Source organism: Mesorhizobium sp. LjRoot246, assembly GCF_964254115.1.
Lineage (GTDB): Bacteria > Pseudomonadota > Alphaproteobacteria > Rhizobiales > Rhizobiaceae > Mesorhizobium.
Window position 1 is genome coordinate 3,616,620 of the sequence record NZ_CAXUSN020000001.1, and the last position, 22,112, is coordinate 3,638,731.

The following is a 22,112-nucleotide window of genomic DNA, read 5'->3' on the forward strand; positions in this document are numbered from 1 at the left end:
CCTGCCTCCGCGCTGGCAGGCATGGCACGATTCAGGCCTAAATCGGCGGAACGGATTCGCGTAGGGCGAATTGACAGGGGCCGCCAGTTCGTGGTCCGGAGGCGTTGCAAGCGATCGGGAAAGCAGGAATGAACGAAATACGGCCTAAAACGCCGCCGACCTTCGACCAGTTGAGGGCGATGGCCGGGCAGGAGCTCGGTGTGTCGGAGTGGACGACGGTCGATCAGAGCCGTATCGACCAGTTCGCCGAATGCACCGGCGACCATCAATGGATTCATGTCGACCCCGAGAGGGCGCGGCGGCAAAGCCCGTTTCGCACGACGATCGCGCATGGCTATCTGACGCTGTCGATCATCGGCGCGCTGGCGCTCGGCATGGGCATCGTGCCTGAGAACACCCAGGCGGCCTTCAACTATGGCTTCGACAAGGTGCGCTTCCTGGCGCCGGTCAAGGTCGGCGCACGCATCAGGCTGCGCATCACGCTGCTGTCCATGGAGGACAGGGGTCCCGGCCAGTATCTGATGAAGGCGGCCAACACGGTCGAGATCGAAGGCGAGGAGAAGCCTGCCTTGATGGCTGAAACGCTGGTCATGCTCTACGAGCGCCGCAAGCGGGCAGGCGCCTAAGCGGTCGGTTTGCGCAAAGTCAGAGGTCTTGCGACATTTCCACCGGTCTCTGCCGCCTAAACTCGGCGCGGGCCGAGAGCAGTGCGAGAAACAGCGCGATCAGCGCCAGCACCGTCGCCGTCTGAAAGGTGACCTGCATTCCCCGGGCCGCCGCCTCGGACAGAAGATCACTGCCTTCTCGCCCTTCGGCCGATGCGACGGCGAATATGGCGCCCATCAACGAGGCGCCCGTGATCAGGCCGAGATTGCGCGAGAGATTGAGCAGGCCGGAAACGACGCCGCGCTGGCCGGCACTGATACCGGTCATGACGGCGGCATTGTTGGATGTCTGGAACAGGGCGTAGCCGATGCAGGTGACGGTGATCGGGACGACATAGCCGGCAATGCCGAGTTTGGTCATGGCGAGCGACAGAAGGAACGTGCCTGTCGCGAGGCTTAGCAGGCCTGTAACCATCATCCTGTGCGCTCCGAAGCGATCGGTCAGGCGTCCGGCGACCAGCGCCGACAGCGTTGAGACGAGCGGGCCGGTCGACAGCACCACGCCCACCATCGCAGCATCAAGCCCGAGCCCACGCGACAGGTAAAACGGGGCCACCACCAGTGTCGCCATCATCACCGTGGCGACGACGAGGCTCATGACGAGGCTGGCGCTGAGCTGGAGATCGCGGAAGCTGGCAAGCTGGATCAAGGGGTTTTTCACTCTCGCTTGTGCGGCGGCGAAAAGAACAACGCCAATGCCTGCAGCGATCAGCAGGCCGATGTTGAGTGTGCCGAAATTGCCTCTGCCCAGCGTCATGGCCAGCGCATAGGCGGCCAATGTCAGGGCCAACAGGGCCGTGCCAATCGCATCGAACTTGCCTCGGTTGACCTGCGCTGCCCTGCCGCGTGCCGGCAAGGCCTGCCAGGCGAGAGCGAAAGTGAGCACACCCAGCGGGACATTGACCAGGAAGATCGCGCGCCAGCCGAAGCCGGCGATCAAAAGGCCGCCGAGCGAGGGACCAAGCGTCGTGCCGATCGCGGACATGGCGCCGAGCAGGCCCATGGAGCTGCCGATTCTGTCCTTGGTCACGGTTTCGGCGACAAAGGCCAGCGTCAGCGCCATCATCAGCGCCGCGCCAAGTCCCTGCACGGCGCGTGCGGCGATCAGCAGCCAGAGTGTTGGCGCCAGGCCGCAAAGCACCGATGCCGATGTGAACAGTGCGATGCCGCCAAGCAGCAACGGCCGACGCCCGAACATGTCGGCCAACCGTCCGGCGCTGACGATCAGTGTGGTGATGGCGAGCACGTAGGCGAGAACGACCCATTGCACGGACTGGAACGTCGCGCCGAAATTCTGCATCAGCGACGGCAGCCCGACGCTGGCAATGCTGGTTCCCAGCGACGACAGCAGGGTGGCGAGCGACAGGCTTGCCAGCGCCCAGCCGGCGGATTGGGCCTGTTGCGGCACCGATGTCAGCCCGTCCAGATTTTGCTCGGCAATTGCCACGGCGCTCTCCTTTCCATCAGCTCCAGAACCGGAGCTTGCGGAGATCTAGTCCCTTGGTCGATATGGCGGAAGGCGCAGCATTTGCATGTTATTCGTGCATCAAACGCCATGTCCTGTGCTATGATCCGGCAATGACATCACCCGATCTCAATTTGCTGTTCGCGCTCGATATCCTGCTGGCCGAAGGCAGCGTGGCGCGCGCCGCCAGCCGCCTGCGGCTCAGCCCCTCGGCGATGAGCCGCACGCTGGCGCGGCTGCGCGAGGCCACGGGCGATCCGCTGCTGGTTCGCGCCGGTCGCGGCCTGGTGGCGACGCCGCGCGCGGAAGAACTGCGACAGCAGGTTGGCCGTGTCGTCCAGGATGCGGAGGCGCTGCTGCGTCCTGCCACCCTGCTTGATCTCCGGAGCCTGGACAGGGTCTTCACGCTGCGCACCAATGAGAGTTTCGTCGAAGAATTCGCGCCGCGTCTCGTCGCTCGTATCCAGGCCGATGCGCCCGGTGTGCGGCTGCGCTTTGCACCGAAGTCCGACAAGGACGTCATGTCGCTGCGCGACGCGGCGATCGACCTGGACATAGGCGTCGCTGGTGAAACCGGGCCGGAAGTGCGCATTCAGGCCTTGCTTCGCGACCGCTTCATCGGCGCCGTGCGAATGGGCCATCCCTTGAGCGAGGGCGCGGTGACGCCAGGGCGCTATGCGGCAGGCCGGCATATCAGCGTTTCACGGCGTGGCCGCGAGAAAGGGCCGATCGACGAGGCTTTGAACCGGATCGGGCTGCAGCGGACAGTCGTGTGCATGGTTTCCGGCTTCTCGGCAGCCCTTGCCATGGCCCGCACGTCGGACCTGATCGCCAGCGTGCCCGAGCGGCATACCGAGGGCGCACGCGCCGGCATGCACAGTTTTGCCCTGCCGGTTGCCACGGCTGAAGTCACCATTTCCATGCTCTGGCATCCGCGCCTCGACGCCGATCCGGCACAGCGCTGGCTACGCGATTGCGTGCGGGAGGTTTGCGCGGCGTCTCGCTGACATGCAATTTGGACACGTCGAATCTAAGCTGTGCTCAACGAGGTCTTCAATTCTCCAAAGCCCGGACTTTGCCAACTGCTTGATGAATTCGGCATGTGGCGAGGTCAAGAGGCTTCCTCTCGGCGGATAGCCTCCTCCATTAGAATGTCGATCTCGCCAGCGATTTCACGAGAGAGCCGAAAAAACACGTCGCGATCAAAGTCGCCAAAGGACTCGTTTGCAAAGCGGTCGGCCAGGGTGCGCATTGTCGACAGGCGATCAAGGATCGTCCGTTTGTTGATGATCAGTTTGTCCGTCATGCCGCCGAGCCCTCAAGGTCAGCGGAGGTCATTCTGCTATGGTGACATCGCTCGATCATCCTGCTCTCGATGGTTGGGGGGAGTACCACTTGAGGTGTACGCCCAACTCGATATCGCCGCGCCAATACCCCTCGATCCACTTTTGGACAGAAGGCTTGAAATGCTTGCGGACATAATGAAGGGGACGCGGTGAAGTGTCTGCGCCAGGTTGGTCGCCTGCCGTTCCATGTAGACCGTGCCGAATCTTGCATTGAAACCATTGGGTTGGTGGTGCGGAAAGGCGATCCTTTGCACTCTCCCGAATAACGCGCTTGTCTGTGGGGCGAGGAAGCCGTTCAACGAGCCCCGGCTGATTCAAAATACAAAGCGCCTTCTCTAGTAGGAGGCTGGTTGATCGTGCGGTCCGCTGGCGCAGGTCTCCTTCGGGCATTCGAGCATTTGGTGTCTCGTATCCTGGCTCACCCTCGAAATTCGCCCAAGTAATTGGAGTGTTCATTGGAGTGCCCAAGACAAATCCCGTCGTGAAACGGAAATCCGCCGGATTCTCCGACCCTTCAATTTCGTAGAATGCGCTGTAGTGGATTTCATTGCCATGCTGTTCGCAAAGGAGCGTAGAGCGAGTGCCCTCGAAACAATACTCTACGGCGGTCAGCGGTGCCGGCAGTTGCGCAAGCTCGCTGTAGATGTCGCAACCCGCATCAACATCTGCGCGGCCCATTTCCTGGGCCATGTCTAGGATCGCAGATATTTCCACAAACTGGCACATTCCAAGAATCGACCTGATCGTGCTGTCTCCACGTCGATACAGCCGTGCAGCAAGCGGGGTCATGCGGTCTCCACCTTCAATTGGATTTGCCAAAAGACAGTATTGAAAAAATGTGATTCACGGTCAGCTATGCCTCAGGCTCAGGCATTGCGATTCCGAGCATCTCAAAGACTTTGTCTATTGGCTCTACAATGGAGTATCCCGAATTCTCGATTGACGTGTTGACGGTACCGAAATGGAGGCTCTTCATTTGTTCAATGAATGGGCAAAACTGCGACACAACTCCTAAACCTTTGTATCTGGTGTTTGCGATGTTAGGCCAGGAAACTTCAATGACCAGTCCGCCGCTGTTCCCCTGATAGACGGGAGCGTCGATGATGATCGTTCTGTTCAGGCTATTAATCCCGGCAATACAGCCGCGGCGTAGCAGGGGCTTTAGAGGCTCTATTTGCCCCACGCTGCCAACTGAGCCTGGATAGCCAAAAAGATAAACCTCGTTTGCGATCTGTGCGTGATCGATCGAAATGACATTACCAACCGCCATCCCAACAATGCCAACGCCAGGCGCTCCATTTAGCGTAATCTCAGGATACATTTGAAGATTTGCGTTGGCCACGTCTCCAAGTCTTATGGCTGCAACGTCTGCAATGGCATGGAAGAGAATGTGCCCGTTAGCCTGAAGCACATTCAGATTGAGTGCCGCTGTCAGTCGATTTGCGAACCGATTTGTGAATGACGTCAGCAGAGCCCCGTCAGCAATAAGATCCCCATTTTGTTTAAATAATACATGCTTAGCAGTGATAAGCCACGTGTGAGCCGGTGCATTGAGATAGAAGCCGCTGCCAAACGTGTTTCCAATTGCGATATGAACCGGGTAGTCAAGATTATTTTCTGGCAATGTCGGCATAATTTTCTCCCATCTTGTTGACGCTTATGTTCGGGAGGCGAAAACTGCAAGCGCCCTGAAAATCCGCTCGTCCGCGCATTGGGCAACGTTGAAGCGCAGGAAGCGGCTGGCCGTTCCGGACAGGCTGAATGCGTTGCCGGGCGCCAGCACGATGTTTTCCGCCAGAGCACGGCGAGCGACTTCGGCCGCATCGACGCCATCCGGCAGGCTGCACCACAGGAACAGGCCGGCCGGCTGGTCGATCCAGGGTGTGATGCCGATCTCCTTCAGGCGGGCGCTTGTCTCGCCCATGGCGCGCGCAAGCCGTGCGCGCAGCAAATCCATGTGCTTGCGGTAGCTGCCGTCTTTCAGCAGCGTCAGCACCAGCTCGGCCGCGAGCCGCCCACCGCCGAAGGTGGTGGCGATCTTGAGGTCGGTCAGGGGCTCGATCCAGTCGCGCGGCGCGGCGATGAAGCCGCAGCGAACCGACGCCGATAGCGTCTTGGAGAAGCTGCCGATATGGACGACGCGGCTCAGGCCATCGAACGCCGCCAGCCTGGGGGCCGGCGCATGTTCGAAATCGGCGAAGATATCATCCTCGACGATGGTCAGATCCGATTGGTCGGCGAGTTTCAGCAGCCGGTGCGCGGTGACCGGCGACAGCACCGCGCCGGTCGGGTTGTGGATGGCGGAGTTGGTGATGTAGAGGCGCGGCCGGTGCTCGGCCAGCGCCTGCGCGAACAGATCGATATCCGGCCCCGACGGCGTGTAGGGGACGCTGACGACCTTGGCCCGGTGGGCGCGCAACAGGGCGTGGAAATTGAAATAGCAGGGGTCGTCGACGAGCACCGTGTCGCCGGGTTCGATCAGGAACCGGCACAACAGGTCGATGGCCTGTGTGCCCGATTCCGTCAGCATGATCTGCTCAGGCGAGGCTTCGATGCCGTGCCCGGCTATGCGCCGTACCAGCAATTGCCGCAGCGGCGGCAGCCCGAGTGGCGTGCCGTAGTCGGCCAGCGCGATATCGTCGGCACGCGCCACCGTGCGCAGTGCCCGGCGCAGCCCTGCCTGCGGCATCCATGACGCGGGCAGCCAGCCGCAGCCAGGCTTCAGCATGTCATCGCCTGCGTCCAGGGACTGGCGCGAGATCCAGAGCGGATCGACGGCGCGATCCAGCCGAGGACCGATCTCGGCCAGCGACAGCGGCGCCAGCGAGCCGGCGGCATAGAAACCCGAGCCCGGCCGTGAGCGGATCGCGCCTTCGGCGGCAAGCCGCTCATAGGCTTCGACCACGGTGGATTTGGACACCTGCATGGATTTGGCGAAGGCGCGGATCGACGGCAATCGTGCGCCCGGCGTCAGGCTGCGCGCCGCGATCCGCTGGCGGATCGTCGCCATAACGCCTTCGACGAGCGTTCCGCTTCTCTCGCTTTCCGAGGTCTGATTGTCCATCCGTACTGCTCGATCGACCATGACAGTTCTGCATAATTGTACCGCATTGTCTCTGGCAACGCCACGGGCTCCGCGCGATACGGAGCCGAGAAACGGAGCCTATGATGGACAAGATTGCGAGCGGCTGGATGAACGGGTTCATCGGCGTGTTGATCTTCAGCGGCTCGCTGCCGGCGACGCGCGTGGCGGTGAGGGATTTCGACCCGACATTCCTGACGTCGGCCCGGGCGGCGATTGCCGGACTGCTTGGCCTGGCGCTGCTGCTCCTGTTTCGTCAAAAGCGCCCGGAGCGCGGCGATCTGCTGTCGCTGGTGATCGTCGCCCTTGGCGTGGTTGTCGGCTTTCCCTTGCTGACGGCGCTTGCGCTGAAGCACGTCACCACGGCCCATTCCATCATCTTCGTCGGCCTGTTGCCGCTGGCGACCGCGATCTTCGGCGTGCTGCGCGGCGGTGATCGCCCACGGCCGGCGTTCTGGCTGTTTTCATGTATAGGCAGCGCGCTGGTCGCGGGTTTTGCGCTGACGCAGGGCGTGACGGCCTCGCCGGTCGGTGACGGTCTGATGCTCGCCGCCATCATCGCCTGCGGCCTGGGCTATGCCGAGGGTGCCGCGCTGTCGCGCAGGCTCGGCGGCTGGCAGGTGATCTGCTGGGCGCTGGTGCTGTCGCTGCCGATCATGCTGGTGCTGACTTTTGCGACGCTGCCGCCGTCTTTCGCCGGCGTCGGCTCCAATGCCTGGATCGGCCTCGCCTATGTCTCGCTGTTCAGCATGCTGATCGGCTTCGTCTTCTGGTATCGCGGCCTGGCCCAAGGCGGCATCGCCGCCGTCGGGCAATTGCAATTGCTGCAGCCGTGCTTCGGCCTCGCGCTGGCAGCGACGCTACTGCACGAGCAGGTCAGCTCGCTGATGGTCGTCGTCACGCTCGGCGTGGTGCTGTGCGTGTTCGGCGCGAAGAAGTTTGCCAGATAACTACCTTCGCGGGGAGGCGGCTTCCGCCGTCTAAAACTTCGTCACCACGCCGATGCCGATGCCCTCGAAGCCGCCCATCGCCATCAAGGCCGCGGGCGCCTCGTCGAGGCTGATCTTCTTGCCGACCAGCAGTTCCGGCTTGAGCTTGCCGTGGCGGATCATCTCCATCATCGCCTGGTAGCGGTAGGCCTGCATGCCGTGGCTGCCGAGGATTTCGAGCTCGAAGGCGATCACCTTGTCCATCGGCACCTGCGGCCGGGCATGCTCGCCCAGCATCAGGCCGACCTGCACATGGCGGCCGCGCCGGCGCAGATTCGAAATCGAGTTGAACGAGGTGGTGGGGTGGCCGAGTGCGTCCATCGACATATGCGCGCCGCCATTGGTGATCTGCTTGACCGCCTTGACCACATTCGGCGTCTTGGCCGCATTGATGGTGGCGACGGCGCCGATCTTTTTGGCGAAATCCAGCTTCTCGTCGGTGAGGTCGATGGCGATGACATTGGCGCCCATGGCACTGGCGATCATGATCGCCGACAGGCCGACGCCGCCGCAGCCATGCACCGCCACCCATTCTCCCGGCGTCACCCGTCCCTGATCGACAATGGCGCGAAATGAGGTGACGAAGCGGCAGCCGAGGCTGGCGGCGGTGGCGAATTCCATCTCGTCGGGCAAGCGCACGAGGTTGGTGTCGGCATGCTCGATGGCGACATATTCGGCAAACGAGCCCCAGCCGGTGAAGCCGGGCTGCGTCTGGTGCTCGCAGACCTGGTGATTGCCCGAATTGCATTCGAAGCAGCGGCCGCAGCCGACGGCGAACGGCACGGTGACGCGCTCGCCGGCCTTCCAGCGGGTGACCTGCTTGCCAACCGCGACAACGACGCCAGCCAGTTCGTGGCCCGGAACATGCGGCAGCGTGATGCCTTCGTCATGACCCATCCAGCCATGCCAGTCGCTGCGGCACAGGCCGGTCGCCTCGACCTTGATGACGACGCCATCGGCGGCCGGCTTCGGATCGGGAACGGTCTGGATCGTCGGCGCTTCGCCGAATTTCTCGAAGACGACGGCTTTCATTGGTCACTCCTTCACACGGTCTGCGGGAAACGATAGCCGATTCCCTATCCGGTCAAGCGAAAATCCATTCCGCCAGCCATGCTGTTCCGGCGCCGAAGCTACGCGGATGAAGCCTTATTCCGCGTCGATCTGGTTCTGGGGCGCCGCTTTCTGGAAGGCCGGCAGTGCCATGCAGGCGGCGTTGATACGCGCGATCGTCGGGTAGGGTGTCAGGTCGACGCCGAAGCGGGCGTTGCTGGTGACCTGCGCGGCCAGGCAAATATCGGCGAGCCCCGGCGCGTCGCCATGGCAGAATGTGCCCGTCTCGGGTGACGAAGCCAGGATCTTTTCAAGCGGCTGAAAACCTTCGTTCACCCAATGGCGGAACCAGTTGGCGATGTCTTCGTCGCCGGCGCCGTACAGCGTGCGCAGCGAGGTCAGCACGCGCAGATTGTTCACCGGGTGGATGTCGCAGGCGATCATCTGCGCCAGCATTCTCACACGTGCCCGACCGGCCGCATCCCTTGGCAATAGCGGTGGTTCCGGGCTGGTCTCGTCGAGGAATTCGATGATCGCCAGCGATTGCGTCAGCAGCGTGCCGTCGCCGAGCACCAGCGCCGGCACCAGCCCTTGCGGATTGACCGCGAGATAGCTGGGTTCCAGATGCTCGCCATGGCGCAAATGATGCGGGACGTAGTCGTAGCTCAGCCCCTTCATCTCCAGCGCGATCCGCACCCGGTAGGAGGTGGAGGAGCGATAGTAGTTGTGCAGGACGAGTTCGCTCATGCGCTCACTTCGGCTGGCCGATGGTCACTTCGATGGTGCCGATGCCGTCGACGCCGCCGGTCATCGTGTCGCCCGGACCCACCGCGCCGACGCCGGCCGGCGTGCCGGTGAAGATCAGGTCGCCAGGTTCCAGTTCCACCGCCTCGCTGCAGATCGACACGATATCCGATATCGGCCAGATCAGCTCGGCGAGATCGGCATCCTGCCTGACCTTGCCGTTTACAGCGAGCCAGATGCGGCCCTTTTGCGGATGGCCGGATTTTGCTGCCGGCACCAGCGGGCCGCAAGGCGCGGAGCGGTCGAAGGCCTTGGACCAGTCCCACGGCCGGGCGGCCTTCTTGGCTTCGTCCTGCAGGTCGCGGCGGGTGAGGTCGATGCCGACGCCGTAGCCCCAGACATGGTCCAGCGCCTTGTCGCGGGGAATGCGGAAGCCCGCCTTGCCGATCGCGGCAACCAGTTCGATCTCGTGGTGCAGATTGGCCGTCAGCGGCGGGTAGGGAATTGTGGCGCCGGAATCGACCACCGCGTCGGCCGGCTTGGTGAAGAAGAACGGCGGATCGCGCTCGTCATTGCCGAACTCGCGGGCATGCGCCGCGTAGTTGCGGCCGACGCAGAAGATGCGGCGCACCGCAAAGCGCTCGGACGAGCCCGCAACGGCCACCGATGCGATTGCGGGGAGGGCAAGGACGAATTCTGTCATGTGGGTCTCTGCTTGGTTGCCGGAAACATTCGACCGATTTGGACGCCCGGGCAAGGCGATTTGGTCGAGAAAGTGCCGGCGGCACTTTCCGCCGGAGATGGCGATATACTATTTACCAATAATCTGGCCATGGTGGCGGGGTTATTCTCATCGCCCACGAACTGAAATGAACCCCATGACCGCAACCCACGATCGCGCCCGGTTCCTGATCATCGACGACCATCCGCTGTTTCGCGAGGCGTTGCACAGCGCCGTGCAGATGGCCTATCCGGAAGTCGACACGGTGGAGGCGCGCTCGATCACCGAGGCGCTCGACCTGCTGGCCGGCGCCAAGCCGTTCGACCTCGCGCTGCTCGACCTCTCGATGCCCGACGTGCACGGTTTCGACGGGCTGCTGCAGCTCCGAACCCGCTATCCGCGCCTGCCGGTGGTGATCGTCTCGGGCTACGAAGAGCCGAAGATCATTTCCGAGGCGCTGTCCTATGGCGCCGCCGGCTTCATTCCGAAATCGGCGCGCAAGAGCGACCTGGCCGCCGCCATCCGCTCGGTGATGGAAGGCGCGATCTATGTGCCGGAAACCTATGAAGGCCGGCCGCCGGACGCCGACAGCGCCGACCGCGCCGATATGGTGCAGCGCCTGTCGACACTGACGCCGCAACAGCTGCGCGTGCTGCAGATGCTGCGCCAAGGCCTGCTCAACAAGCAGATCGCCTACGAGCTGCAGGTGGGCGAGACCACGGTCAAGGCGCATGTCTCGGAGATATTGCGCAAGCTCAATGTCTACAGCCGCACGCAAGCGGTGATCGAGGTCTCGAAGCTGGACAATGCGGAGTTGTTTCGCGACCAGGCTGGGTTTTGAGCTTTTACCCTCCTCCTTGTGGGGGCTCCGCGAAGCGGAGCGGGGTGGGGTCTGCGCCGCACCCCACCCCGGCGCTCCGCGCCGACCCCCCATCAAGGGGAGGGTAATCGCATATGGCGCTCCCCCTCTCCGTCTCGGCTTCGCCGAGCCACCTCTCCCCCACTTTGTGGGGGCGAGGAACCCAGGCTTTTCAGGGTTGCGACCTCGGCGGTTGGTTTCCTCGCCCCCACAAAGTGGGGGAGAGGTGGCCGCGTAGCGGTCGGAGAGGGGGGCTGGCGCTGCCATATGCAATTACGGTGACAGTGCACTATTTTCCTTCGGCCGCCGGCCTCGCTTCCGCAGTTTCACGGCTTTTCCGGTTTGCCCAAAAATCCGATCCAGAAATGCCTCGCTGCCCACCGGCCGGCCGACGCTCTCGGCCTTGCGCAAGGCGTCGAACGCCGCGATATCCGTCTCGATCAAATCGAACAGTCCGGCCGTCGATGGCAACCGGTCCTTCATCGGCTGCAAATCCGTGACGCCGTCGGGCTCACCCGTCAGATGAGCCCGAGCGCTTGACCAGGGCCAATCCGCCGCCTGCTTTGCCAGCCCGGCGCGCACGGGTTTCAGCCCGACATAGCGGACCGCCGACAGAAGGTGATCCTCGTCCATCGCCACGGCACCGAAGCGGCCTTGCCAGAAATGCCCGGTTTTCCTTTGTCGTGCGTGGATGACCCCGGCATAGGCACGGTGCACCTTGGCGAGCGCACGACGCAGGCCATCCGGGTCGGTCGGCGTCAGGATCAGGTGCACATGGTTCGGCATCAGGCACCACGCCCAGATGCCGACACCGGCGGCACGGCAATGCTCGACCAGCAGGTCCTTGTAGAGCGCGTAGTCTTGCGGCGTGAAAAACACTTTGGCGCGCCCGTTGCCACGCTGGGTTACGTGGTGCGGCAGGCCGGGAACGACGATGCGGGCGAGGCGAACCATGTGGTCAGTTTATACGCGGCGATGCCGGGGAATAGGGTAAAAAGTGCACTGTCACCGTAATTCCTATCGAGGGGAGGGTAACCCATCAGGCGCCGCGCTCAATGGTGGCCGGGCGAACATAGCAAAGGTGCACCGTCACCGTAGTTCCGCTGTCGCCCAATTCCATGATTCTAATTTCTTATATCGAAATCCCTAAGAATTTCTTTGCACTTACATATACCATTCCATTGTCAAGTAATCCTGATTCGATCGAGTTCTTTATGTTTTTCAAATCTTTCAAGTTTTCAAGAAACGGAAGTATCAATTCATGCAAAAAACTTGAAATCATTGTGGCTCTATCGTCGTCGGTTATTTCTTTTGAATCGAGATCTAGCGCTTTTTGAATTTCGATCTTATTCTTAGGAAAGGCAGAATCAAGTCTAATTCTGATTGGGCACTTGTTCTCTTTTGGGGTTGGCAAACCATCGACTGACATTCCTCCGGGGACGCAGCAGATGTTTGCGTAAAACAAATTCGAAAAATTTGACTTCTGCAGGTCAACTACCTGTAGTGATTCTTGCAGGTCACGGTACCAAGTTGTTGACTTCTTGCGAAATCCATACCTTGAAAGCTCATCGTTCAGAAGGTACGTCAACTCTTTTTTATCCATGCTCATTCCCGCCTGTATGTTTCTACGACCCCTTGCCAAGGAATTACGGTGACAGTGCACTATTTTCCTTTGGCCGCCTGCCTCGCTTCCGCAGTTTCACGGCTTTCCCTGTTTGCCCGAAAATCCGGTCCAGAAATGCCTCACTGCCCACCGGCCGGCCGATGCTCTCGGCCTTGCGCAAGGCGTCGAACGCCGCGACATCCGTGTCGAGCAAATCGAACAGTCCGGTCGACGACGGCAACCTGTCCTTCATCGGCCGCAAATCCGTGACGCCATCGGGTTCTCCCGTCAGATGTGCCCGAGCGCTTGACCAGGGCCAATCCGCCGACTGGCTCGCCAGTCCGGCGCGAACGGGGTTCAGCCCGACATAGCGCACCGCCGACAGGAGGTGGTCCTCATCCATCGCAACGGCGCCGAAGCGGCCTTGCCAGAAATGCCCGGTTTTCCTTTGCCGCGCGTGGATGGCGCCGGCATAGGCGCGGTGCACCTTGGCGAGCGCGCGCCGCAGTCCATCCGGATCGGCCGGCGTCAGGATCAGGTGCACATGGTTCGGCATGAGGCACCACGCCCAGATGCCGACATCGGCGGCGCGGCAATGCTCGACCAGCAGGTTTTTGTAGAGCGCGTAGTCTTCGGGCGTGAAAAACACTTTGGCGCGCCCGTTGCCGCGCTGCGTCACGTGGTGTGGCAGACCGGGAACGACAATGCGGGCAAGGCGAGCCATGTGGTCAGTTTATACACGGCAATGCCGGCGAATAGGGTAAAAGGTGCACTGTCACCGTAATTTACTGTCACCGTAATTACGGCGAATGGGGTAAAAGTGCACTGTCACCGTAATTCCACATGGTTCGGTATGAGGCACCACGCCCAGATGCCGACACCGGCGGCGCGGCAATGCTCGACCAGGAGGTCCTTGTAGAGCGCATAGTCATCGGACGTGAAAAACACTTTGGCGCGCCCGTTGCCGCGCTGCGTCACGTGGTGCGGCAGACCGGGAACGACAATGCGGGCAAGGCGAGCCATGAGGTGAGTTTATACGCGGCGATGCCGGCGAATAGGGTAATAAAGTGCACTGTCACCGTAATTCCGGCCTGCCGATGCTCTCGGCCTTGCGCAAGGCGTCGAACGCCGCGATATCCGTCTCGATCAAATCGAACAGTCCGGCCGTCGATGGCAACCGGTCCTTCATCGGCTGCAAATCCGTGACGCCGTCGGGTTCACCCGTCAGATGTGCCCGAGCGCTTGACCAGGGCCAATCCGCCGACTGGCTCGCCAGTCCGGCGCGAACGGGGTTCAGCCCGACATAGCGCACCGCCGACAGGAGGTGGTCCTCATCCATCGCAACGGCGCCGAAGCGGCCTTGCCAGAAATGCCCGGTTTTCCTTTGCCGCGCGTGGATGGCGCCGGCATAGGCGCGGTGCACCTTGGCGAGCGCGCGCCGCAGTCCATCCGGATCGGCCGGCGTCAGGATCAGGTGCACATGGTTCGGCATGAGGCACCACGCCCAGATGCCGACATCGGCGGCGCGGCAATGCTCGACCAGCAGGTTTTTGTAGAGCGCGTAGTCTTCGGGCGTGAAAAACACTTTGGCGCGCCCGTTGCCGCGCTGCGTCACGTGGTGTGGCAGACCGGGAACGACAATGCGGGCAAGGCGAGCCATGTGGTCAGTTTATACACGGCAATGCCGGCGAATAGGGTAAAAGGTGCACTGTCACCGTAATTTACTGTCACCGTAATTACGGCGAATGGGGTAAAAGTGCACTGTCACCGTAATTCCACATGGTTCGGTATGAGGCACCACGCCCAGATGCCGACACCGGCGGCGCGGCAATGCTCGACCAGGAGGTCCTTGTAGAGCGCATAGTCATCGGACGTGAAAAACACTTTGGCGCGCCCGTTGCCGCGCTGCGTCACGTGGTGCGGCAGACCGGGAACGACAATGCGGGCAAGGCGAGCCATGAGGTGAGTTTATACGCGGCGATGCTGGCGAATAGGGGTAAAGTGCACTGTCACCGCAATTCCCACCGTAATTCTTTTTAAGCCGTAACTTGAAGCCACCGCCTTTCAGGCGGTGCAGCATTCACATTAATCGATTCCTAAGAACGCTTTGGCAGTCAATGTTATCAACGCGTGATCAAGCAGTCGTGATTTGATCGATCGAATCAAACTACTCTTATCTTTCATATTTTCGAGAAATGGGACAATCATTGTCGATACAATCGAAGAGACGACATTAGCTCTCTGATCGTCGCTTAAATTCAAAATCTCGAGATTAAAGGCCTCTTCAATCGTAGCTTTCTGATCGATAAATGCAGACTCCAATCGGATTCGAATAGGGCAATCGTGTTCTTTTGGCCTCGGCATTCCTTCGACTGACATCCCATTTGGAACGCAACAAATATTTATGTAGAATCTTAGACCAAAATTGGATTTTTGCAAATTGACTATTTGCAAGGTTTCTATTTCTTGACGATACCACGACGTGGATTTCTTTATGAACCCGTGAATCGAGAGTTCCCTATTCAATAAAGCTTCTAGGCCTTTTTTGTCCATTTTCTCTTACCTATACGTTTCTACAACGCCGGTCCAAATTCCGCCGAACTTTGCCTCCGCCGCTTTGATATAACCCTCTAGCTGAGCCTCGCCACGTTTTACAGCCCTAGGATTGTCCGGTTTTAACTCCTTTACGATCTTGTCAGCCACATTAACGGCATCCGCACGTTTGCCACCTGGAAACGTGACTTCTCTAACAAAGCCTGGTCCCGGGTCCCAATCCGTGTGCGCCTTGCGCCCTGCTGCTGTAGCAAGTGTTTCGCCATTTTTCTTTGCTGTGATTTCAGCTGCTTCTTTTGCAACAAATGCCTCGACACCATCTTTCAATGCCGTCTTACCGCCGAATATTGCAGCCCCTACAAACACACCAGCTCTCACCGGCGCGACACCTGGCATGAGGCCAAAAACGCCATCGGCCGTATCTGCTCTTCCTGATCTGCTAAGATTGAATTTTCCCAGCGCTTTTCGGGCAACTTCCGGTGAAGCGCCATCTAATACGCTGAGGTCACCGTCGGCGTTTCGGAGAGCTGACGCCAGGTTGTCCGCTTGCTTGTCCTGTTCACGGGCTTGCTTCTCTGCCGCCGCTCTGTCCTTGGCGACCTGCGCGGATGACGGTGTGCTAGCGACGTGCCCATTCGCATCGCTCTTGTTAATCGGGTCATTCTGCGCATACGCATACCGGTTGGTCCCCACCCCCGGCAGTGTCGGATCCCAGTCATCCGGCGAAATGAACCGCCCCAGCACCGGATCCATGTACCGTGCATTGAGATAGAGCAGTCCGGTCTCGGGATCGAAGCGTTCGCCGATGTAGTTCTTTTGCGTCTGGAAGCCGGTGTTGAGGCTCTCGCCATAGGTGGCGTAGCTGGTGGCGTCGACGACGGTGCCCGACATGTCGGTGACCTGGCGCACCGAGGCGAGGTGCTCGCGGTGCAGGAAGTATTTGGTGGTGCCGACGACCTTGATGTCGGGATGCGGATAGCGGGTATAAACCTCTGCTCCCGGTATCGCCGGATTGATCTCGACATTGGTGTCGGGATAAAGCGTCGTGGCGAAGCTCGAGGTCTTCTTGGCCCGCGCCCCGTCCGGACCGTAGGCGAAATTGACGGTGTTCGAGGCACGCGTAACCGTCTTGAGGCGATTGGCCTCGTCCCATACAAAGGCGCGGCTGCCATCCGATGTCAAATTGCCGTTGGCGTCATATGCCATCGCATTGGCGCCGACGGATATCGGAGCATGCGGACGAGCGGAGTTCGCCGGGGGATAGACATAGGTGCCGGCGACACGGGTGCGTGAGGTCATATTGTCGTTGGCGGCATAGACATACGTCTCGTCGAGCGTGTTGTCGGCGAGATTGTCTGATGACATCAGCCGGTCGGCGTTGTCGTAGACATAATTCCAACTGCCCTGGGGAGCGGCCCCGACAATGTTGGTGATGCGGCCGAGAGCATCGCGTGTGTATTGCCGGTCCATCAGCGTGCTGGCGCCGAACGAGTTGGTGATGCGCGTCAGCCAGCGGCGCGTCGGCGAGTAGGTGAAGGACGTTTTCACGCCATTGGCGTAGGTGATCTCCTTGGTCTGGCCATCGGCCTCGTAGAGCGTCGAGGTGATGAAGCCGGGCGCTGCGTAGAGCCTGTTGCCGGCGGTGTATTGCAAGGGGGCGGCTGTGGTGCCGAATTCCAGCGGTCCCGGGTAATACACCTTCTTCACGGTCTGGCCAGAGCGATCGTGGACGTCGAAGGTGACGTGCATCACGTTCGGGTTGGCGAAGGTCGTGACCTGAAGGCCGAGCTTGCCCAAGCTGTCATATTTGTAGCTTTGCGTCGCTATCGGGTTCTGCGAGGTGGTAAGCTGGCCGATGTTGTTATAGGGGGCCTCCGCCTGATCGTAGGTGTTCTGGGTCAGCGTCACCGGGCTGCCGCCCGGCGCGGTGGCCGTCTTCAGCGTCAGCCGATCCATCTGGTCGTAGGCGAGATTGGTGACCGTGCCCCTGGCATCGGTCTGTTTGATCAGCCGGTTGGCGGCATCGTAGACATAAGTCCAGGTGCCCAAGTCAGGATCGGACGCCGACAGCCGGTTACCGACCATGTCGTAGGTGTAGGTCCAGGTCGAACCGCCGGGATCGGTGACGCCGATCAGGCGGCCGAGGAGGTCGTAGCCGCGGGCCTCCGTCAAGTTGAGGCCGAACTGGTCGCGAACGATGCCAGCGTAATCGCCGCGTGTCGTCGATGGGGTTCTGGTCAGGTGGCCGAGTTCGTCGGTCAGCGTCACCCCATAAAGCCGTGGGTTGGGGGTGCCGGTCGCAGTCGCCATGTCATGGAGATAAGAGCGCTGGCTGGCATCCGGATTGACCGTCTTCACCAGCCGGTCGGCCCAGTCATAGAAGTTGGTGGTCCATTGCGCGGCGTCGTCGACGAAGCGTGGGAACGCGGTGCGCAAGACATTGCCGCGCTGATCGTAGTCGGTATCGGTGATGCGCCTTGGCCCGGCTGCCGTCTCGCCGGGCGTCATTACCCGATAGACCCGGCCAAGCCCGTCATACCAGGAGATGGTAAAATCGTCGCCTGCGCCATTGGGCAGCGGCGTGTATTTGATCAGCGCCTGCGCCCCAGGGTTGCCTTCGCTGACAAACTGGTTCCTGACATAGGTGTCCAGCACGTTCTGTGAGACCTGGTAGGGTCGGCAAAACGCATCATAGGTGAAAGTCTTGACGATGCCGTTCGGGTCGGTCTTCGTCGCCGGCAGGCCACACACGGCATTGTAGGTGGCGGTCGAGACAAAGCGGGTGTCGGCCGTCTGGCCGCCGGTGGCGAAGTATTTCGGCGCGCGCTCGGTTACGGGGTAGAGGTGATAGGTGGGGTCGTAATCCCACTCGGTCTTGTGGCCGAGGCCGTTGGTTGACGAGATCCTGTTGCCATAAGTGTCGTAGGTGAAATACTGATTGACCGTCTTGCCAACTGAGACGTCGCTGAAGGTTTGCACCCAGGTCAGATTGCCCTTGTTTGGCACCGCCCAAACGTCGCTTGTGTTGCCGTCGTAGTAGCGATGCAGGTAGCTGATGTACGGGTCGCTGGCGCCAAGGCCTGCGTGGGTGCGTTCGGCGATCGGGGCCGAGACGATATAGGCTGACGTATTGGGCGAGAAGAAGCGTTCCGTCCAGGTCTCGTCGCCGCTGACATCGGTGCGGCCATAATCCCTGATATTGGTGACATTGTTGTAGATGTCGAACACCCGCTCGACCCTGAGCGTGCGAGAAATGTTTTCGGTCAGCGTCGTGTCGGTCGCGGTGTTCTGTACCGTGTAGGGCTTTGCCGCCGTGTTGACCGCATAGGTCTCGGCCACCTGCTTGTGGACGACGCCGGCGCCATCCTTCCACACCGTCAGCGACGGCAGGCCGTAGCTTGCCAGATCCTGGCGATAGGTCGTCTCGATCTTCGACGGGGCCGTCTCGCCATTGGCCAGTGGTTTCGTCTCGACGATCGAGGCGAATCCCAAAAACTTGCGCGCCGCCGGATCGTACTTGCCGCCGGCATAGGAGTACGTGCTCACCGCCGTCTGGCCACGGCCATCGCCGACCGAAAGTTTTGTCACCGCATGCACAACCTGCGGCAGGTAGTTGTTCGCCCATGTTGAGGATGGCGCGTAGTCGACCGCGACCGTGCCGCCGAGTTCCGTGGTGATCTGCCGAAGCAGGTTCGGGTTGCCAGTGCCGGCGTTCGAGATGAACATGTTGTTGTAGTCGGTAAAGTCCGGCAGGCCGTCGCCGTTGAAGTCGCCGACCACCGTGCCGGCGGTCATCGATGCTGGTAGCGTGAGTTGCACAGGCGCTATAGCTGTCGATGATGGTTGCAGCGAGAAAACTCTCACTGTGCCGGTTCTGCCAGGCCAACTGGTTAGCGTACCTCCAATCGTGATGACATCCGTCCGCCCATCATTGTCAAAATCGCGCAGAACAGCAGAGGTCCCAGATATCGACGAGACTGCGTAGCTTTTGAAGCCGACCCCGGTCGACAGCCATACCCCGGCAATGTCATCAACACCGTTGTAGCGGAAAACGTCTGTTGCCCCGTCGCCATTGATGTCGGCCAACACACAGGTGGCAGGTGCTCTATCATAGGGCGTTGCGGAGCAGCCGATCGAGAACGACGTCTCGCTGCCCTGCCATTTGCCATTCGAAAGCACACCTTTTTGGAGGGAACTAACGCCGGCGAACAGCGGCTGCTGCCTGCCATTGCCAAGGAAATCACCGACCATGAGTTGATGGCCGCCAAAATTGGCGCCAAAATTGGGTGTGTCGATGCCATCCCCATCCGTGTCGGCTACGAAGGTTGGCACCGCATTTAGATCTGTCAGAGTGCCGGTGTTGGGCAGTGCCGAGCAAATCGCTTCATAACCGGACGGCGCAGTTGGCGTGCAGTTGGCCTTGGTCAATGCCAATTGCGCATCGGTTAGGAGAATTGAGCTGTAGGCCGAGGTTCTGGTGTTGCCGTTCTGGCCGAATTCTGTCGTGTTTTTCGTCACATAGACGAAATCCATCGCATTTTTGCTGCCAAGCAGTCGCCCCGTCTCTAGGAAGGAGTCGTGGTTATCGGGGTTGCTGGTGACAACGTATGAGTCAAGATTTACGGAACTTGATCCTGCCAACACTCCGCTTGGCCCGTATTTGTATATTTTGGCATAAGTTTTTTTTGTCGTTGTCGTGTCGCCGCTGCTTCCTCCAGATCGGGTCGTCGTTGTCTCGACATAATTCCCGAAGACCTCATCGCGACCGTCGAAATTCAAATCGCCGACTTGCTGCGGCTGCTCAACGTTGGCCGCAGGCGGCAGAGACGTCCCATAAATCTTGGCCGCCACCGTCGCATACGCCCCATCCGTATTCTGATAGGTCATCTGGCCAAGCACCTTCGCCGTGCCACCGGAGATGGTGCCGTCGGCTGTCATGGCGGTGTCGGTGCCGTAGCGCGTAACGGCGGTCAGGCGCGAGGCGTTGGAGAACGGCGCCTGGTCGTAGGTCAGCTTATAGGCGCTACGCAGAGTGTGGCTGACCCAGACACTGATCGTCTTCAAGCGCAAGTTCGTCTCTGAAATGCCGAGACCATTGCCCATCAGGATCGTATCCGGCCTCTGCTCATAGTGGAGCCAGACGAACGCGCCGTCCGCGATGTCTGCGCCGCCTGTGCCGTTATAGCTGATCGTCGAGGGGTAGCAGACCGGCACTGTCGGGCAAGAGTAGCCATAGGTGACGGTGTTGCCATTGGTGTCGGTGACCGAAGTCAGCACCCAGCGGTAGGCGAAGGCGAGGTTTGCGTCGGGCGCGGAGGAACCTGCGACGACCCCGACCGACTTGAAAACCGAGACGGTGCCGTCGCGATCCGTTACCTTCCACTCACTGGCGGTGCCGTTGTACGCAATGCGGCGATAGGATTCATTCTCGGTAGCGTGCGTGCCGCCGGTCGAGCAGGACGGCGAGACCATGCCGGCGGTGCAGGCGACCATCGCCTGACCGTCGAGCAGGTAGATATCGTTGCCATCGAAGGCGGGCATGCCGTAGCCGGGGCTTGCCCGCTCGATCACGTCGAAGCCATCAAGGCCCCAGGCATAGCCGAGCCAGCCCTGATAGAGGCCGCCAAGTTTGGTCTTGCGCGACGAGTTGTAGGTGAGTGCGATCCGCGGCTCGATGCCGTGGAAGGCGGGAACATCGATGCCGATGGAATAGCCAAGATTGCCGTTGCCGCCTGCCTTCGGCAGGTCGACCTTCGGCGTGCCGATCGCTTCGGGATCGCCGCTGTCGGCCGTCGTGGCGGCTGCGACCGCCGCTTGCGCCTCCGGCGCGCTATCGGTCGTCTTGGCCGCCGTACCGGATTTGGTATCCGTCGTCTTTGTGTTGGTGGCGTCAGTCGACTTGGTGTCGGTTGTTAGCTTGGCATCGGCCGGCTTGGCGCCAACCTTGGCCGCTGCATCCGGGCTGCCGGCGACCGCTCCGCCGGACGCCGCGTCTCCCGCCGGCGCCGCTGTGCCTGACGCCGGCCTCCCACTGCACAGCGCCGCGCCGCCATTGCCGTAGCCGGCAGGCGCGCCAGGCGATGCCCCTGGCGCCTCTTGCGCAAGAGCATCTATTCCTGCATTTCCTCTAATATAAGAGATGAAAGATGTATCCGCACCGAATACACCAGCGGCAAGAAAAGCCGCGCCTAGAAGCAAGCGGTTCATGAAAATCCCCCGACCCAGTTGCTTTAGAATATTCCTCCTTCACTTGGCGGATACGACACCAACCCGTCGCGCCAGGAATATCCACAGACTTATTTGCGGTAGGGGGCGCTCTTTCAAAATGAAGGATAACCGCATGAGAAGCGATCAGGCCAGCAAATGCGCCAGCAGCGCCCTTAGCCGTGCGGGCTTCAGCGGCTTGCGCTATCAAATGCGGTGATAGTACGCGCTATTGGCCGGGAGGACATATTAAGAGTGCACTGTCACCGTAATTGTAATTTCAAGCGTCGAAAGCCGCGACATCCGTCTCGAGCAGATCGAACGACCCGATCGACGATGGCAACCTGGCGGTGACAAAAAAGTGCACTGTCACCGTAATTGCTGCGTAATTGCTGGCTGGATCTCACGGCACCACGTCGGCCCGCATAAGCGTTATTCGTCTTATCCTGTCCGCGCGAGGCTCGTACTCAATATGTATTGACTGACGGCCGTCGTCATATCGGTCCCACGGCCCGTACTCCCCCAAAATGGGATCGCTATATGGCTTCCCGCTTTTCGAGGGTGCGCCAAGGAAGCCCTGCAATTCCCCACGGTCGTGCGAAAAGGAAATACCACCGAGGAATTGCCCGAAATGGTCAGATCCGATGAATATAGTTGATATTGTTTCATGACTGTCACACGCAAAGGAAAAGTCATAGCGATCGGCAACGTAGTTTACTTTGTTGTCCGGAAGATCGTTGTCAACGGTTCGCTTGAACTGCCAGATGTTAAATGGCGCCAAGGTTAGCAGCTGGGCGGCCGGCCTCCCCAAATAATCAAGAAACCGCATTG

The 22,112-nt window shown here is 60.5% G+C and carries 21 protein-coding genes; 4 read left to right on the top strand and 17 right to left on the bottom strand.

Annotated elements, in window-relative coordinates; genetic code table 11:
* Positions 1 to 128 precede the first annotated feature (128 nt).
* The gene (locus ACSQ3L_RS17500; protein ID WP_436161089.1) at positions 129 to 626 is read left to right on the top strand and encodes a MaoC family dehydratase; all 498 of its coding nucleotides are present in this window, start codon (positions 129 to 131) and stop codon (positions 624 to 626) included.
* Positions 627 to 645: 19 nt separating this feature from the next.
* On the opposite strand, the gene ACSQ3L_RS17505 is transcribed toward ACSQ3L_RS17500, so the two are convergent.
* A complete protein-coding gene (locus ACSQ3L_RS17505; RefSeq protein ID WP_436161090.1) occupies positions 646 to 2,112 on the bottom strand; it encodes an MFS transporter in 1,467 nt (488 codons plus the stop codon).
* Positions 2,113 to 2,243: 131 nt separating this feature from the next.
* Here ACSQ3L_RS17505 and ACSQ3L_RS17510 point away from each other — a divergent pair, with 131 nt between their 5' ends.
* The gene (locus ACSQ3L_RS17510) at positions 2,244 to 3,137 is read left to right on the top strand and encodes a LysR family transcriptional regulator (RefSeq protein ID WP_436161091.1); all 894 of its coding nucleotides are present in this window, start codon (positions 2,244 to 2,246) and stop codon (positions 3,135 to 3,137) included.
* A 104-nt stretch (positions 3,138 to 3,241) separates the two neighbouring features.
* Here the strand turns inward: ACSQ3L_RS17510 and ACSQ3L_RS17515 are convergent, their stop codons facing one another.
* The 4 genes from ACSQ3L_RS17515 to ACSQ3L_RS17530 all read right to left on the bottom strand — a co-directional run bounded on the left by ACSQ3L_RS17515 (position 3,242) and on the right by ACSQ3L_RS17530 (position 6,540).
* Positions 3,242 to 3,436, bottom strand: a complete 195-nt coding sequence (locus tag ACSQ3L_RS17515; protein WP_436161092.1) for a hypothetical protein — start codon at positions 3,434 to 3,436, stop codon at positions 3,242 to 3,244.
* Positions 3,437 to 3,491: 55 nt separating this feature from the next.
* The gene (locus ACSQ3L_RS17520) at positions 3,492 to 4,265 is read right to left on the bottom strand and encodes a hypothetical protein (protein WP_436161093.1); all 774 of its coding nucleotides are present in this window, start codon (positions 4,263 to 4,265) and stop codon (positions 3,492 to 3,494) included.
* Positions 4,266 to 4,329: 64 nt separating this feature from the next.
* On the bottom strand, positions 4,330 to 5,109 hold the full coding sequence (locus tag ACSQ3L_RS17525; protein ID WP_436161094.1) for a hypothetical protein: 780 nt from the start codon (positions 5,107 to 5,109) through the stop codon (positions 4,330 to 4,332).
* 24 nt (positions 5,110 to 5,133) lie between these two features.
* Positions 5,134 to 6,540, bottom strand: a complete 1,407-nt coding sequence (locus ACSQ3L_RS17530; RefSeq protein ID WP_436161095.1) for a PLP-dependent aminotransferase family protein — start codon at positions 6,538 to 6,540, stop codon at positions 5,134 to 5,136.
* Between the two features lie 104 nt (positions 6,541 to 6,644).
* Here ACSQ3L_RS17530 and ACSQ3L_RS17535 point away from each other — a divergent pair, with 104 nt between their 5' ends.
* On the top strand, positions 6,645 to 7,508 hold the full coding sequence (locus ACSQ3L_RS17535) for a DMT family transporter (protein ID WP_436161096.1): 864 nt from the start codon (positions 6,645 to 6,647) through the stop codon (positions 7,506 to 7,508).
* A 30-nt stretch (positions 7,509 to 7,538) separates the two neighbouring features.
* Here the strand turns inward: ACSQ3L_RS17535 and ACSQ3L_RS17540 are convergent, their stop codons facing one another.
* From ACSQ3L_RS17540 to ACSQ3L_RS17550, 3 genes are all read right to left on the bottom strand, one after another.
* Positions 7,539 to 8,579 carry a zinc-dependent alcohol dehydrogenase family protein gene (locus tag ACSQ3L_RS17540; protein ID WP_436161097.1) on the bottom strand — a complete coding sequence of 347 codons (1,041 nt, stop codon included), beginning with the start codon at positions 8,577 to 8,579 and terminating at the stop codon, positions 7,539 to 7,541.
* A gap of 114 nt (positions 8,580 to 8,693) precedes the next feature.
* Positions 8,694 to 9,344: a maleylacetoacetate isomerase gene (maiA, locus tag ACSQ3L_RS17545; protein WP_436161098.1), complete on the bottom strand. Its 651-nt coding sequence runs from the start codon at positions 9,342 to 9,344 to the stop codon at positions 8,694 to 8,696.
* Between the two features lie 4 nt (positions 9,345 to 9,348).
* On the bottom strand, positions 9,349 to 10,044 hold the full coding sequence (locus ACSQ3L_RS17550; protein WP_436161099.1) for a fumarylacetoacetate hydrolase family protein: 696 nt from the start codon (positions 10,042 to 10,044) through the stop codon (positions 9,349 to 9,351).
* Positions 10,045 to 10,219: 175 nt separating this feature from the next.
* Between ACSQ3L_RS17550 and ACSQ3L_RS17555 the strand changes: the two genes are divergently transcribed.
* On the top strand, positions 10,220 to 10,903 hold the full coding sequence (locus ACSQ3L_RS17555; RefSeq protein WP_436161100.1) for a response regulator: 684 nt from the start codon (positions 10,220 to 10,222) through the stop codon (positions 10,901 to 10,903).
* Positions 10,904 to 11,194: 291 nt separating this feature from the next.
* Here ACSQ3L_RS17555 and ACSQ3L_RS17560 read toward each other — a convergent pair whose 3' ends face one another.
* From ACSQ3L_RS17560 to ACSQ3L_RS17600, 9 genes are all read right to left on the bottom strand, one after another.
* Complete coding sequence (locus ACSQ3L_RS17560; protein ID WP_436161101.1) at positions 11,195 to 11,875, bottom strand: transposase; 681 nt, start codon at positions 11,873 to 11,875, stop codon at positions 11,195 to 11,197.
* 178 nt (positions 11,876 to 12,053) lie between these two features.
* Positions 12,054 to 12,524 (bottom strand): DUF4304 domain-containing protein, encoded by a 471-nt coding sequence (locus ACSQ3L_RS17565; protein ID WP_436161102.1) that lies wholly within the window; start codon positions 12,522 to 12,524, stop codon positions 12,054 to 12,056.
* A gap of 43 nt (positions 12,525 to 12,567) precedes the next feature.
* Positions 12,568 to 13,248 carry a transposase gene (locus ACSQ3L_RS17570; protein WP_436161103.1) on the bottom strand — a complete coding sequence of 227 codons (681 nt, stop codon included), beginning with the start codon at positions 13,246 to 13,248 and terminating at the stop codon, positions 12,568 to 12,570.
* Between the two features lie 104 nt (positions 13,249 to 13,352).
* Complete coding sequence (locus tag ACSQ3L_RS17575) at positions 13,353 to 13,547, bottom strand: transposase (protein WP_436161104.1); 195 nt, start codon at positions 13,545 to 13,547, stop codon at positions 13,353 to 13,355.
* Positions 13,548 to 13,599: 52 nt separating this feature from the next.
* Positions 13,600 to 14,184 (bottom strand): transposase, encoded by a 585-nt coding sequence (locus ACSQ3L_RS17580; protein WP_436161105.1) that lies wholly within the window; start codon positions 14,182 to 14,184, stop codon positions 13,600 to 13,602.
* Between the two features lie 104 nt (positions 14,185 to 14,288).
* Positions 14,289 to 14,483, bottom strand: a complete 195-nt coding sequence (locus ACSQ3L_RS17585; RefSeq protein ID WP_436161104.1) for a transposase — start codon at positions 14,481 to 14,483, stop codon at positions 14,289 to 14,291.
* 126 nt (positions 14,484 to 14,609) lie between these two features.
* Entirely contained in the window at positions 14,610 to 15,077 is a 468-nt protein-coding gene (locus ACSQ3L_RS17590; RefSeq protein WP_436161106.1) for a DUF4304 domain-containing protein, read from the bottom strand.
* A 6-nt stretch (positions 15,078 to 15,083) separates the two neighbouring features.
* Complete coding sequence (locus tag ACSQ3L_RS17595; RefSeq protein WP_436161107.1) at positions 15,084 to 21,284, bottom strand: RHS repeat-associated core domain-containing protein; 6,201 nt, start codon at positions 21,282 to 21,284, stop codon at positions 15,084 to 15,086.
* Positions 21,285 to 21,684: 400 nt separating this feature from the next.
* Positions 21,685 to 22,110: a hypothetical protein gene (locus ACSQ3L_RS17600; protein WP_436161108.1), complete on the bottom strand. Its 426-nt coding sequence runs from the start codon at positions 22,108 to 22,110 to the stop codon at positions 21,685 to 21,687.
* Positions 22,111 to 22,112 lie beyond the last annotated feature (2 nt).